Origin of the sequence: Klebsiella sp. JB_Kp031, assembly GCF_040064295.1 — a bacterium.
Lineage (GTDB): Bacteria > Pseudomonadota > Gammaproteobacteria > Enterobacterales > Enterobacteriaceae > Klebsiella > Klebsiella quasipneumoniae.
On the sequence record NZ_JBEAJW010000001.1, the window covers coordinates 148,410 to 162,174 of the forward strand.

Consider the following 13,765-nt stretch of genomic DNA (forward strand, 5'->3'; position numbering starts at 1 on the left):
CGGCATGCCGCCCCCATGTAAAACAGAAATCGACTAACGAGAAATGCCCATGTCCGAACAGAATATTGTCAACATTAGCGAAGCGAACCTGCAGCAGACGCTACAGCAGTCCATGAACGTCCCGGTGCTGTTTTACTTCTGGTCTGCCCGCAGCCAGCACTGCGAACAGCTGACCCCGGTTCTTGAGCGCCTGGCCGCTCAATACAACGGCCAGTTTACGCTGGCGAAGGTCGATTGCGACGCCGAGCAGATGCTCGCTTCACAGTTTGGTCTGCGCGCCATCCCTACGGTTTATCTGTTCCAGAACGGCCAACCAGTGGACGGTTTTGAAGGCCCGCAGCCGGAAGAAGCGATCCGCGCCCTGCTGGATAAAGTCCTGCCCCGCGAAGAGGAGCTGAAAGCGCAGCAGGCCCTGGCCCTGATGCAGGAAGAAAAATACGCCGATGCCCTGCCGCTGCTGAAGGAGGCCTGGCAGCTGTCGAATCAGGACAGCCAGATTGGCCTGCTGTTGGCGGAAACGCTGATTGCTCTGCACCGTTCCGATGAAGCGGAAAACGTACTGAAGACTATTCCGCTGCAGGATCAGGATACCCACTATCAGGGTCTGGTGGCGCAGATTGAGCTACTCAAACAGGCCGCCGACACGCCGGAAATCCAGCAGCTGCAGCAGCAGGTGGAACAGAATCCGGAGGACGCGCAGCTGGCCTCCCAGCTGGCGCTACAGCTGCATCAGGTCGGGCGTAACGAAGAAGCGCTGGCGCTGCTGTTCAGCCATCTGCAGAAGGATTTAGGCGCTGGCGACGGCCAGGCGCGCAAGATGCTGCAGGAGATCCTCGCCGCCCTCGGTACCGGCGATGCGCTGGCCGCCAAATACCGCCGTCAGCTCTATTCGCTGCTGTACTAATCCGTTGCCAGCCCCGGATAGCGCTGCGCTTATCCGGGCTACGCGAACGATGCGGAACGTAGCCTTAGTCGCCCGGGTGAGGCGTGAACGCCGCAACCCGGGATCGTTCACGGGCGCTTTTTCAGCTGGGTCACCACCAGCTGATGGCGGGCGTTGAAGAACTTCCGGTAGGTCAGATAGCCGGCGATAATCGTCGACAGGCTGGCGGTCGACAGCAGCATAAAGGTCACCATGATCTGGTACTTAATCGCCTTTACCGGGTCAATACCGGCAAAAATTAGCCCCGACATCATCCCTGGCAAGCTCACCAGGCCGACCGTTTTCGCTGAATCGACGGTGGGTATCAATGACGCGCGAATGCTGTCGCGGATCAGCCGCGCCGAGGCCATTTTCGGCGTCGCGCCGAGGCTCAGCTTCTCCTGAATCTGCTGCTGCTCGCTGCTGAAGCGCTGGCCCATATTGTTGTAGCACAGTCCCACCGCTACCATGGCGTTCCCGGCCACCATCCCGGCAATCGGGATCACCTGCATCGGGACAAAGGCTATCGAGCCAGAGAACACCAGCACCGCCAGCGTCAGCCCGGCGCCGGTGGTGATGGCGATAAATGACGAGACAAAAGCCTTATCGATATACTTGCTGCGTTTTTTGGCATTCCACGCCGCGTTAAAGCAGATAAACAGCACCATCAACAGCGTCAGAACCGCATGATTGACGTTAAATATATATTTCAATACATAGCCGACGATAATCAGCTGCACGATCGCCCGGCAGATGCTCCAGAGAATATCTTTTTCCAGCGCCAGCTTTTCCCGATAGCTCACCAGAATAGCGATCAGCACCAGCACCATCGACAGCGCCAGCGATTCGTTCGTAATGTTATGCCCGTTCATGCCGTACCTCCTGCATGTTTCCGCCGGCAGGCTGCAAGGTAATCACTTCATCGGCATGCGAAATTTCGTTGCGATCGTGGGTGACCCACAGAACAGCGACCTGCTTTTCCGTCGCATAGCCATGAATAATGTCATTCACATTCTGTTTATTACTGTCATCCAGCGCGCTGGTAATTTCGTCCAGCAGCAGCACGCGCGGCAGGAATTGTAAATTGCGGATCAGCGAGACGCGTTGCTTTTCCCCGCCGGACAGTTCATTAATCGATTTTTCCAGCATATTTTCGCCCAGACCAAAGCGCTGCAGGTCGGCCACCAGCGCCTGCGGATCCGGTTGTTTATTGCGGATCTGCCACGGAAAAATCAGGTTATCGTAAACCGAATCCCCGAACAGTGCCGGCGTCTGCGCACAGTAAGAGACCTGCTGGCGATACCTTTCCGGCGACAGCGTCGCGACATCGGCATTGTCGAAAAACAGGCGTCCGGAGGTCGGACTGAGCAGCGAGGCGATAATTTTTAGCAAGGTGCTTTTCCCGCAGCCGGATGGCCCGGTAATCAACTTAAATTCCCCGGGTCTGAGCTCAAGATTGATATTGTGTAAAATAACTGCGTCGTCGGTCTTAAATCCCACACCCTCGAGACGCAAAAGCGCGTTATTTTCCTTCATGAGGCTTCCTGATTATTTTCTGAAACACCGCTAGTTTACCGCACTTTCCTTTCTCCCGGTGGTGGAGAAAGATATACTCAGTTTAAACACGCGCTATTTCTTTGTAGCGCTTCACCAGGCAACAAGACAGGAGGTTTTTGATGCTGATTTTTATTCCTATCCTTATTTTCGTCGCGCTGGTCATTGTGGCCGCGGCGGTGAAAATCGTCCCGCAGGGCTACCAGTGGACGGTGGAGCGCTTCGGGCGTTTTACCCAGACGCTGCAGCCGGGATTAAGCTTAGTCGTGCCGTTTATGGACCGCATCGGCCGCAAAGTGAACATGATGGAGCAGGTGCTCGACATCCCCTCACAGGAGGTTATCTCCAGAGATAACGCCAACGTCACCATCGACGCCGTTTGCTTTATTCAGGTGGTTGACGCGCCAAAGGCCGCCTACGAGGTCAGCAATCTTGAGCAGGCGATCGTCAACCTGACGATGACCAACATTCGTACCGTGCTCGGCTCGATGGAGCTGGACGAAATGCTCTCCCAGCGCGACAGCATTAACACCCGCCTGCTGCATATCGTTGACGACGCCACCAACCCGTGGGGGGTGAAAATCACCCGCGTCGAAATTCGCGACGTTCGCCCACCGGCGGAGCTTATCGCCTCGATGAACGCCCAGATGAAAGCCGAACGTACCAAACGCGCCTATATCCTTGAGGCCGAAGGGGTGCGTCAGGCGGAAATTCTGAAAGCGGAAGGGGAAAAGCAGTCGCAGATCCTCAAGGCGGAGGGCGAGCGGCAGTCCGCCTTCCTGCAGGCGGAGGCCCGCGAGCGTTCCGCTGAAGCGGAAGCCCGCGCCACCCAGATGGTCTCTTCGGCGATCGCCTCAGGCGATATTCAGGCGATCAACTACTTCGTGGCGCAGAAATACACCGATGCGCTGCAGCAGATTGGCGCCGCCAACAACAGTAAAGTGGTGCTGATGCCGCTGGATGCCAGCAGCCTGATGGGATCGATCGCCGGGATCAGCGAGCTGATCAAAGAAGGCGCTGGCGATCGGAAAAAATCATGATCGACATGATCCTCGCCCACCCTCATCTGTTCTGGCTAAGCCTCGGCGGGCTGCTGCTGGCGGCCGAGATGCTGGGCGGCAGCGGATACCTGCTGTGGAGCGGCGTCGCCGGCGTGGTGACCGGCGCCCTGACCTGGCTCCTGCCGCTGAGCTGGGAATGGCAAGGCACGCTGTTTGCCGTCCTCACTCTGCTGGCGGCGTGGCTGTGGTCGAAGTGGCTGCGCAAGCGCGTCAAACTGCAGCGTCCTGCCGATGCTCAACTCAACCAGCGCGGGCAGCAGCTGATAGGCCGCCGTCTGACGCTGGATGCCCCGCTGGTAAACGGCCGCGGCCACGTGCGCGTGGGCGACAGCTCATGGCCGGTGATGGCTGACGAGGACCTCGCCCCAGGCAGTCAAGTCGAAGTGGTCGCCGTGGAAGGGATTACGCTACGGATAAAACCCGTCGTTCGTTAAGCCTGCGCCTTGCGATGACAGCAGCCGGAAAGATTATCGATAATCGGGCATTCCGCGCTGTCGTCGCCGGGACAGGATTCGGCCAGCGCCAGCAGGTGCGCGCGCATATTTTGCAGCTCGCGGATATGGTTCTCGATATCCGCCACTTTCTCCAGCGTGCGTTTTTTCACATCGGCGCTGTGCCGCGACGGGTCGTTGAACAAGGCCACCAGCTCGCGGCACTCTTCCAGGTTAAACCCCACCTGCCGCGCCTGGCGCAGCAGCGTCAGTTCATCGAGATGCTGCTGACCGTAGGTGCGGTAGCCGTTTTCGCTGCGCAACGGCGGCGTCACCAGCCCCTTTTCTTCGTAAAAACGAATCGCTTTGCTGGTTAAGCCGGTTTTTTTCGCCACATCGCTGATATTCATTTTTTCTCCTTGACCTTCCCCTTGCTGGAAGGTTTAACCTTCTTAATACTCGATGAAAGAGTGGTTCTGGTCAATCGTTGACCGGACAATTATTCAGGAGTTATTTATGTCTAACACTATCGACCTGACGCTGGATGGCCTCTCCTGCGGCCACTGCGTCAAACGCGTGAAAGAGAGTCTGGAACAGCATCCTGACGTTGAGCAAGCGGAAGTCACCCTCACTGAAGCCCATGTGACGGGCAGCGCCAGCGCACAAGCGCTGATTGAAGCCGTTAAACAAGCCGGATACGGCGCGGAGCTCAGCCACCCAAAGGCTAAACCGCTGGCAGAATCATCAATCCCGTCGGAAGCACTGACAGCGGCCACTCCTGAGCTTCCGGCAGCCCATGACGAAGATGACAGTCAACAGCTGCTGATCAACGGCATGAGCTGCGCCAGCTGCGTCTCCCGGGTACAGAACGCGCTTGCCGCGGTTCCGGGCGTCTCACAGGCGCGGGTTAACCTGGCGGAACGCACGGCGCTGGTGATGGGCAGTGCGTCCGCCGCAGAATTAGTGCAGGCGGTGGAGAAAGCGGGCTACGGCGCGGAGGCGATCGAGGACGATCTGGAACGCCGCGAACGTCAGCAGGAAACCGCCATCGCCACCATGAAACGTTTTCGCTGGCAGGCGATTGTCGCTCTGCTGGTCGGCGTGCCGGTGATGGTCTGGGGCATGATCGGCGATAACATGATGGTCAGCGACGACAACCGTTCGCTATGGCTGGTCATCGGCCTCGTCACCCTTGCGGTGATGGTCTTCGCCGGCGGGCACTTCTACCGCAGCGCGTGGAAAAGCCTGAAAAACGGCACCGCCACCATGGATACGCTGGTGGCCCTCGGTACCGGCGTCGCCTGGCTGTACTCGATGAGCGTCAACCTGTGGCCACAGTGGTTCCCGATGGAAGCCCGCCATCTCTATTACGAAGCCAGCGCAATGATTATCGGCCTGATTAACCTCGGCCATATGCTGGAGGCCCGCGCCCGCCAGCGCTCCTCAAAAGCGCTGGAAAAACTGCTCGACCTGACGCCGCCTTCAGCCCGCGTGGTGACCCCTGAGGGAGAAAAGGATCTGCCGCTCGCTGAAGTTCAGGCCGGCATGACGCTGCGCCTGACCACTGGCGATCGCGTTCCGGTTGACGGCATGATAAGCCAGGGCGAAGCCTGGTTTGATGAAGCGATGCTCACCGGCGAACCGGTACCACAGCAAAAAGGCGATGGCGATGCCATTCACGCCGGCACCGTGGTGCAGGACGGCAGCGTGCTGTTCACCGCCAGCGCCGTCGGCAGCCAGACCACGCTGGCACGTATTATCCGCATGGTGCGCCAGGCGCAGAGCAGCAAGCCGGAGATCGGCCAGCTGGCGGATAAAATCTCCGCGGTGTTTGTCCCGGCGGTGGTCGCCATTGCGCTGATTAGCGCGGCGATCTGGTACTTCTTCGGCCCGGCGCCGCAGATCGTCTATACCCTGGTGATCGCCACCACGGTGCTGATTATCGCCTGTCCGTGCGCCTTAGGGCTGGCGACGCCAATGTCGATCATCTCCGGCGTTGGCCGGGCGGCGGAATACGGCGTACTGGTGCGCGACGCCGATGCGCTGCAGCGCGCCAGTGAACTCGACACCCTGGTGTTCGATAAAACCGGCACCCTGACCGAAGGTAAGCCGCAGGTGGTGGCGGTGAAAACTTTCGCTGGCGTTGATGAGATTACCGCGCTGCGTCTTGCCGCCGCGCTCGAGCAGGGCTCAAGCCATCCGCTGGCGCGAGCGATCCTCGATAAAGCCGGAGACAGCCCGTTGCCGGAAGTGAGCGGCTTCCGCACCCTGCGCGGCCTTGGCGTCAGCGGTGAGGCGGAAGGTCATCGCCTGCTGCTCGGCAACCAGGCGCTGCTCAACGAGCAGCATATCGCCACCAGCGATATAGAAAGCGAGATGATGGCGCAGGCCTCGCGCGGCGCTACGCCGGTGCTGCTGGCGGTGGATGGTCAGGCGGCCGCGCTGTTCGCCATCCGTGACCCGCTGCGCGAAGACAGCGTCGACGCCCTGGCGCGCCTGCATCGTCAGGGCTACCGCCTGGTGATGCTCACCGGGGATAACCCCACTACCGCGAATGCCATCGCCAAAGAAGCCGGCATTGATGAAGTGATTGCCGGCGTGCTGCCGGACGGTAAAGCCGACGCCATTAAGCGTCTGCAGAGCCAGGGGCACAAAGTGGCGATGGTTGGCGATGGGATTAACGATGCCCCGGCGCTGGCGCAGGCGGATGTCGGTATCGCCATGGGCGGCGGCAGCGATGTCGCTATTGAAACCGCGGCGATCACCCTGATGCGCCATAGCCTTCACGGCGTGGCCGATGCGCTGGCGATTTCGAAGGCGACCTTACGCAATATGAAGCAGAACCTGCTGGGGGCCTTTGTCTACAACTCGCTGGGCATCCCGATTGCCGCCGGGATCCTCTGGCCGTTGACCGGCACGCTGCTCAATCCGGTGGTCGCCGGCGCGGCGATGGCGCTGTCGTCGATCACCGTGGTGAGTAACGCTAACCGCCTGTTGCGCTTTAAACCAAAAGAGTAAACGCTGTTGCAGGAAAGCGGACGCTGACAGGATCGGCGCCCGCTTTTTTTCCGGGGCAAGAAAAGCCCGCCGGAAGGGTGACGTGTATCACCATATGCGCTAGCATGAATGCCTCACACTTCGGAGCGCGTATGGGCCTGTTAAACCGGATAAAAATGCTGTGGCGAGCCGCCGTCGGCTCGTCTTATTCCTGGCCTGCGATGGATATCGTCCTGCCCGGCGAACGCTATCTGCACCTCGTCGGCAGCATCCATATGGGCACCCGCGACATGGCGCCGCCGCCAGCGAAACTGCTGAAAAAAATACGCCAGGCCGATGCGTTAATCGTCGAGGCCGATATCAGCGGCAATGAAACCCCGTTTAGCAATCTCCCCGCTTATCCGCCGCTGGCGGAGCGCCTGAGCGACGCGCAGCTGAGCGAGCTACAAGCGCGAGCCGGCGAGCTGGGCCTGTCGGTCGAGCTGTTCGACAGCCAGCCGCTGTGGCAGGTGGCGATGGTTCTGCAGGCCACCCAGGCGCAGAAGCTGGGGCTGCGGCCGGATTACGGTATCGATTATCAGTTGCTGATGGCCGCCCGCGAGAGCAACATAGCGGTGATGGAGCTGGAAGGCGCCGACAGCCAGATCGCGCTGCTGCGCGACCTGCCCGATGGCGGAATGGCGCTGCTGGAAGATACGCTGACCCACTGGCGCACCAACGCCCGTTTACTGCAGGTCATGATCGGCTGGTGGCTGGAGCAACCGCCGTCGCGCGGTGCGGTATCGCTGCCGACGACCTTCAGCCAGTCTTTATATGATGTGCTGATGCATCAGCGCAATCTCGCCTGGCGCGAGACGCTGCTGGCCTTGCCGCCGGGGCGCTACGTGGTCGCCGTCGGCGCGCTGCATCTGTATGGCGAAGGGAATCTGCCGGATATGCTGACATAAAAAAATGGCCAATATTGCTATTGGCCCGTCAAAGAGGAATTTCATCATTATTATTATCCCGGGATTTGTATCCCGGATCGTCTGATTGTCGCTCAAAGTGACCATCACTGCCAACACTATTGCGCAAGATGGTACTATTTTTTAGACAACCTGCGGGCGTATTCTGACGTCACGCAAAACCGGTTGGTAAGAAGGATAGCTATGACTCCCGCCGTTAAATTACTCGAAAAAAACAAAATTCCCTTTCAGATCCACAGTTACGATCACGATCCCAATGAGACCAACTTCGGTGATGAAGTGGTGCGCAAGCTCGGCCTCAATGCCGATCAGGTTTACAAGACCCTGCTGGTCGCCGTTAATGGCGATATGAAGCATCTGGCGGTCGCCGTCACCCCGGTCGCCGGGCAACTGGATTTGAAGAAAGTGGCGAAAGCGCTGGGCGCCAAGAAAGTCGACATGGCCGACCCGATGGTGGCGCAGCGTATCACCGGCTATCTGGTGGGCGGTATCAGTCCGCTGGGGCAGAAGAAGCGCCTGCCGACGGTGATTGACGCCCCGGCGCAGGAATTTGCCACTATCTATATTTCCGGCGGCAAACGCGGGCTGGATATTGAGCTGGCGGCCAGCGATCTGGCGCAGCTTCTGGATGCGAAGTTCGCCGATATCGCCCGCCGCGATTGATAACACTATCCCGGATAGCGGCGCACGCGCCTTATCCGGGCTCCCCAACTCATAGCCACGGTAAGCGTAGCGCCACCGTGGAAATAGCTCACCCGAAACCCAGGCTTACTGCCAGCTCACCTCGCCTTTCGGCTCATAGGCGGCGGCATCCAGCGGCGAGTTCTTCTCGATATACTCTTTCAGCACTTCGGCATCGATAAAGCCGGTATTCACATACCCAGGTTTATCGGCGATGTTCGGGTAACCATCGCCGCCGGTGGCGTTAAAGCTCAGCGTCGCCATCCGATAGGTCTTCGACGGATCCACCGGTTCGCCTTTGATTTTCAGATCGTTCAACTTGCCGTCTTTGGCCACAAAGCTGACGTTGGCAAACTGCGGATAGGCGCCGGAATCTGGCTTCATCTGCGCGACGGCGGTCAGGTAATCCACCACCTCCTTGCCGCTCATATCGACATAGGTCAGCACATTGCCAAACGGCTGGACCTTCATCACATCCTTGTAGGTGATATCGCCCGCCTCAATGGAGTCGCGGATCCCGCCGCCGCTCATCACCGCGAAATCCGCATTACTGCGCGCCATCTGCGCCGCCAGCAGCAGGTGGCCCATATTGGTCTGCACGAAACGCACTTTACTGCGATCGCCCTCCAGATGACCATTCACGCTGCCGATCTTGACCTGCAGTTGCGCCTTACCTTTGTTCTGGAACGGCGTCAGCAGCGACATCATCTGCGGGTTCTCCGCGATCTGCGGCGTATACAGCACCCGCTCGCTTTGGCCGTTATCGTAAGTCACTTTTTTCTTCAGGTTGACCGGGATCAGCTGATAGTGCACCAGCTTCATCTCGCCGTTGCGGAACTCAAAATCGGCGCGGCCGACGTATTTGCCCCACTCATGCGCCTGGACGATCCAGATGCCGTTCTGAAGATCCGGGGCGCACGGCGTCCCTGGCACATAGTCGACCTGCTTTTTATTTTCCGACGCCATGCACACCGGATCCTGCGAGTGACCGCCGACGATCATCGCCAGCGAGCCCGCGGGTAAACTCCGCGCCATCTCGACATCCCCCGGCGCGTTAGAGCCGTGGTTGCCGTTGTCATAGTGGCCCATATGGGTGGTGGCCAGGATCACGTCCGGCTTTTCATTCTGCTGCAGCTCCTGGATCACCAGCTTCGCCTCTTCCGCCGGTTTGCGGAATTCGATATCGGTGAAATATTCTGGATTGCCAATCTTGGCCGTATCGTCAGTGGTTAAGCCAATCACCGCGATTTTTAACCCGCCGCGCTTAAACAGCGCCCAGGGTTTGAACAGCCGTTCGCCGGTGCTTTTCTGATAAATATTGGCCGACAGGAACGGGAACTTCGCCCACTTTTCCTGCTGGCGCAGCACGCTCAGCGGATTATCAAACTCGTGGTTCCCCACCGCCATCGCGTCGTAGCCGATCAGGTTCATGCCGCGAAAATCGGGCTCTGCATCCTGTAAATCAGACTCCGGCACCCCGGTATTGATATCCCCGCCGGACAGCAGCAGAACGCTACCGCCTTCAGCCGCCACCTCTTTACGAATACCGTCCACCAACGTTTTCTGCGCCGCCAGGCCATATTCGCCGTAGTCATTGCGCCAGAAATGGCCGTGGTGATCGTTGGTGTGCAGGATGGTAATTTTATAGGTTTTATCCTGCTCATAGGCCTGCGCGGACAGGCTGCCCAGCGATAACGCGGCGAATAACGCCAGCGCCACGCTGTGTTTTAAACAATGCATGCTTCACTCCCTGACTTAATCCCAAGTGCCGAAAGTATAGCGAGTTAGCCGCATTGACAAATATGTTTTCAGAATTGCGACTTCCTTCAAACCTTGTCAGCAGGTATGTTAGTTGGATAATAATTCCACCTGCATCCTCTATACGCCTTCGCGTTGTATGGCAGTGCGTTAGCCCGTTCGTCATATTTCCCATGCAGTAGCCGGGAAAATCAGGGCAGTCGCATGGCGTACAAATAACGAAAGCTATATAAAAAAGTGACGTGAACCTATGGCAATCAATCAGACCGCTCAACCCGTGTCCGGCCCCGCTGCGCCGCCGCAAAAAGCGCGCACCTCGTTTGGCATCTTAGGCGCGATCAGCCTGTCCCATTTGCTTAACGATATGATCCAGTCGCTCATTCTCGCGATCTACCCGCTGCTGCAGGCCGAGTTCTCCCTTACCTTTGTGCAGATCGGGATGATCACCCTCACCTTCCAGCTCACCTCATCGCTGTTCCAGCCGGTGATTGGCTATATTACCGATAAACGATCGATGCCGTGGTCGCTGCCGGTGGGCATGTGCTTTACCCTCTGCGGTTTGATCCTCCTGGCGCTGGCCGGTAGCTTCGGTATGGTGCTGCTGGCCGCCGCGCTGGTGGGTACCGGCTCCTCGGTTTTCCATCCGGAATCGTCCCGCGTGGCGCGGATGGCCTCCGGCGGCCGTCACGGCCTGGCCCAGTCGCTGTTCCAGGTCGGCGGCAACTTCGGCAGTTCGCTTGGTCCACTGCTGGCGGCGGTGATCATCGCCCCGTATGGTAAAGGCAACGTCGCCTGGTTCGTACTGGCCGCCCTGCTGGCTATCGTCGTGCTGTCGCAAATCAGCCGCTGGTACGCCGCACAGCACCGGATGAATAAGGGCAAACCGAAGCCGGCGATCGTCAATCCGCTGCCGCGCAATAAGGTGATTCTGGCGGTAGGTATTCTGCTGATGCTGATTTTCTCGAAATATTTCTATATGGCGAGCATCAGCAGCTATTACACGTTTTATCTGATGCATAAGTTCGGCTTATCGGTGCAAAATGCCCAGCTGCATCTGTTTGCCTTCCTGTTCGCGGTGGCCGCCGGGACGGTGATTGGCGGGCCCGTTGGCGATAAGATTGGGCGAAAATATGTTATTTGGGGCTCTATCCTCGGTGTGGCGCCCTTCACCCTTGTTTTACCCTACGCCAGCCTTGAATGGACCGGGATTTTAACGGTGATCATTGGTTTTATCCTCGCCTCGGCCTTCTCCGCTATCCTGGTCTATGCCCAGGAGCTGCTGCCGGGACGTATCGGTATGGTTTCTGGTCTGTTTTTCGGCTTCGCCTTTGGCATGGGCGGCCTTGGCGCCGCGGTGCTGGGCCTGCTGGCGGACCATACCAGTATCGACCTGGTGTATAAAATCTGCGCCTTCCTGCCGCTGCTGGGATTCCTGACGATATTTCTTCCTGATAACCGGCAAAAAGCCTGATTATCCGGCGGCCAAAGTGTAACGTTGGCCGCCGTTACCCCTTGCGCCATCGGCCTGATGCGCGCATTCCTCCCTCGATTTTCCCTTCTGTGCCTTTTCATCCCCTAATTGCATTTTTTTGCACAATTCAAGAATTATTCATAAACAAAGTGAACGTTTTTGTCATAAACTATTACGCGGACAGGGTAGCAAAATGGACCGATTCACCACTGGAAAGGAGACGGAATGCACCACGCAACACCGCTAATCACCACCATTGTCGGCGGCCTCGTGCTCGCCTTTATTCTCGGCATGATTGCCAATAAGCTACGTATTTCTCCTCTGGTGGGATATCTCTTAGCGGGCGTGCTGGCCGGACCTTTCACCCCTGGCTTTGTTGCTGACACCAAACTGGCTCCGGAACTGGCGGAACTCGGCGTGATCCTGCTGATGTTCGGCGTCGGGCTGCATTTTTCCCTCAAGGATCTGATGGCGGTAAAGTCGATCGCCATTCCCGGGGCCATCGCCCAGATAGCTGTGGCGACGCTGTTGGGTATGGCGCTCTCCGCCGCCCTTGGCTGGTCGCTGATGACCGGCATCGTCTTTGGCCTGTGTCTCTCTACCGCCAGTACCGTGGTGCTGCTGCGCGCCCTGGAGGAACGACAGCTGATTGACAGTCAGCGCGGGCAGATCGCCATCGGCTGGCTGATTGTGGAAGACCTGGTGATGGTCCTGACGCTGGTCCTGCTGCCGGCAGTGGCCGGTATGGCGGAGAAAGGCAACGTCGGCTTCGCTTCCCTCGCCCTCGACCTCGGGATCACCATTGGCAAAGTGGTGGCCTTTATCGCCATCATGATGCTGGTCGGCCGTCGGCTGGTGCCGTGGATCATGTCCCGCAGCGCGGCCACCGGCTCGCGCGAGCTGTTCACCCTGTCGGTGCTGGCCCTGGCGCTGGGCATCGCCTTCGGCGCCGTGGAGCTGTTTGATGTCTCCTTCGCCCTCGGCGCCTTCTTTGCCGGCATGGTGCTTAATGAATCCGAGCTGAGCCACCGCGCCGCCCATGACACCCTGCCGCTGCGCGACGCCTTTGCGGTGCTGTTCTTTGTCTCCGTCGGCATGCTGTTTGACCCAATGGTGCTGGTCCAGCAGCCGCTGGCGGTGCTGGCGACGCTGGCGATCATTATCTTTGGTAAATCCGCAGCCGCCTTTTTCCTCGTGCGTATGTTTGGCCACTCGCCGCGTACCGCACTGACGATTGCCGCCAGCCTGGCGCAGATTGGTGAATTTGCCTTTATTCTCGCCGGCCTGGGGATGGCGCTTAACCTGCTGCCGCAGGCCGGGCAAAACCTGGTGCTGGCCGGGGCGATCATCTCGATTATGCTCAACCCGGTGCTGTTTACCCTGCTGGAGAAATATCTCGATAAAACCGAAACCCTCGACGAGCAGACCCTGGAAGAGGTGCTGGAAGACGAGAAGCAGGTGCCGGTCGATATCTGCAACCACGCGCTGCTGGTCGGCTTCGGCCGCGTCGGCAGCCTGCTGGGCGAGAAGCTGATGGCCCAGGGGATCCCGCTGGTGGTGGTTGAAACCTCGCGCACCCGCGTGGATGAGCTACGCGAGCGCGGGATCAGCGCGGTGCTGGGCAATGCCGCCAATGAAGAGATCATGGAGCTGGCGCATCTCGACTGCGCTCGCTGGCTGCTGCTGACCATTCCCAACGGCTATGAGGCCGGCGAGATTGTCGCCTCCGCACGGGAAAAATGTCCGAATATCGAGATTATCGCCCGCGCCCATTACGATGATGAAGTGGATTACATTATCGACCGTGGGGCCAATCAGGTGGTGATGGGCGAGCGGGAAATTGCCCGCGCCATGCTGCAGCTTCTGGAAACGCCACCCGCCGGTGAAGTGGTCACTGGCTGATGTACAGCCCTCTCCCGTCGGGA

The 13,765-nt window shown here is 58.8% G+C and carries 12 protein-coding genes; 8 read left to right on the forward strand and 4 right to left on the reverse strand.

The window, feature by feature from the left end; genetic code table 11:
- The first annotated feature begins 49 nt into the window (after nt 1–49).
- On the forward strand, nt 50–904 hold the full coding sequence (locus ABLV64_RS00660) for a co-chaperone YbbN (RefSeq protein WP_004204720.1): 855 nt from the start codon (nt 50–52) through the stop codon (nt 902–904).
- A gap of 107 nt (nt 905–1,011) precedes the next feature.
- Here ABLV64_RS00660 and fetB read toward each other — a convergent pair whose 3' ends face one another.
- Together fetB and fetA are read right to left on the reverse strand one after the other, a co-directional pair.
- Nucleotides 1,012–1,794 (reverse strand): iron export ABC transporter permease subunit FetB, encoded by a 783-nt coding sequence (gene fetB / locus ABLV64_RS00665; protein WP_004204721.1) that lies wholly within the window; start codon nt 1,792–1,794, stop codon nt 1,012–1,014.
- The gene (gene fetA, locus ABLV64_RS00670; RefSeq protein ID WP_004204722.1) at nt 1,781–2,458 is read right to left on the reverse strand and encodes an iron ABC transporter ATP-binding protein FetA; all 678 of its coding nucleotides are present in this window, start codon (nt 2,456–2,458) and stop codon (nt 1,781–1,783) included. Before fetA ends, fetB begins: the two co-directional genes overlap by 14 nt.
- A gap of 140 nt (nt 2,459–2,598) precedes the next feature.
- On the opposite strand from fetA, the gene ABLV64_RS00675 reads away from it, so the two are divergent.
- Both ABLV64_RS00675 and ABLV64_RS00680 read left to right on the forward strand, forming a co-directional pair.
- On the forward strand, nt 2,599–3,516 hold the full coding sequence (locus ABLV64_RS00675) for an SPFH domain-containing protein (protein WP_004204723.1): 918 nt from the start codon (nt 2,599–2,601) through the stop codon (nt 3,514–3,516).
- Complete coding sequence (locus ABLV64_RS00680; protein ID WP_062914531.1) at nt 3,513–3,971, forward strand: NfeD family protein; 459 nt, start codon at nt 3,513–3,515, stop codon at nt 3,969–3,971. The genes ABLV64_RS00675 and ABLV64_RS00680 overlap by 4 nt, the downstream gene beginning before the upstream one ends.
- Here ABLV64_RS00680 and cueR read toward each other — a convergent pair.
- A complete protein-coding gene (gene cueR, locus ABLV64_RS00685) occupies nt 3,968–4,378 on the reverse strand; it encodes a Cu(I)-responsive transcriptional regulator (RefSeq protein ID WP_004204725.1) in 411 nt (136 codons plus the stop codon). The genes ABLV64_RS00680 and cueR overlap by 4 nt on opposite strands.
- Before the next feature lie 106 nt (nt 4,379–4,484).
- Between cueR and copA the strand changes: the two genes are divergently transcribed.
- From copA to ybaK, 3 genes are all read left to right on the forward strand, one after another.
- Nucleotides 4,485–6,986 (forward strand): copper-exporting P-type ATPase CopA, encoded by a 2,502-nt coding sequence (copA, locus tag ABLV64_RS00690; RefSeq protein WP_348843122.1) that lies wholly within the window; start codon nt 4,485–4,487, stop codon nt 6,984–6,986.
- Between the two features lie 131 nt (nt 6,987–7,117).
- Nucleotides 7,118–7,912 carry a TraB/GumN family protein gene (locus tag ABLV64_RS00695; protein ID WP_023319864.1) on the forward strand — a complete coding sequence of 265 codons (795 nt, stop codon included), beginning with the start codon at nt 7,118–7,120 and terminating at the stop codon, nt 7,910–7,912.
- A 201-nt stretch (nt 7,913–8,113) separates the two neighbouring features.
- Nucleotides 8,114–8,593 (forward strand): Cys-tRNA(Pro)/Cys-tRNA(Cys) deacylase YbaK, encoded by a 480-nt coding sequence (ybaK, locus tag ABLV64_RS00700; RefSeq protein ID WP_004204728.1) that lies wholly within the window; start codon nt 8,114–8,116, stop codon nt 8,591–8,593.
- A 105-nt stretch (nt 8,594–8,698) separates the two neighbouring features.
- Here ybaK and ushA read toward each other — a convergent pair whose 3' ends face one another.
- Nucleotides 8,699–10,351 (reverse strand): bifunctional UDP-sugar hydrolase/5'-nucleotidase UshA, encoded by a 1,653-nt coding sequence (ushA, locus tag ABLV64_RS00705; protein WP_348843123.1) that lies wholly within the window; start codon nt 10,349–10,351, stop codon nt 8,699–8,701.
- A gap of 268 nt (nt 10,352–10,619) precedes the next feature.
- On the opposite strand from ushA, the gene ABLV64_RS00710 reads away from it, so the two are divergent.
- Together ABLV64_RS00710 and ybaL are read left to right on the forward strand one after the other, a co-directional pair.
- Nucleotides 10,620–11,840 carry an MFS transporter gene (locus tag ABLV64_RS00710; protein WP_004204731.1) on the forward strand — a complete coding sequence of 407 codons (1,221 nt, stop codon included), beginning with the start codon at nt 10,620–10,622 and terminating at the stop codon, nt 11,838–11,840.
- 225 nt (nt 11,841–12,065) lie between these two features.
- Nucleotides 12,066–13,742: a YbaL family putative K(+) efflux transporter gene (ybaL, locus tag ABLV64_RS00715; RefSeq protein ID WP_004204732.1), complete on the forward strand. Its 1,677-nt coding sequence runs from the start codon at nt 12,066–12,068 to the stop codon at nt 13,740–13,742.
- The last annotated feature ends 23 nt before the right edge of the window (nt 13,743–13,765 follow it).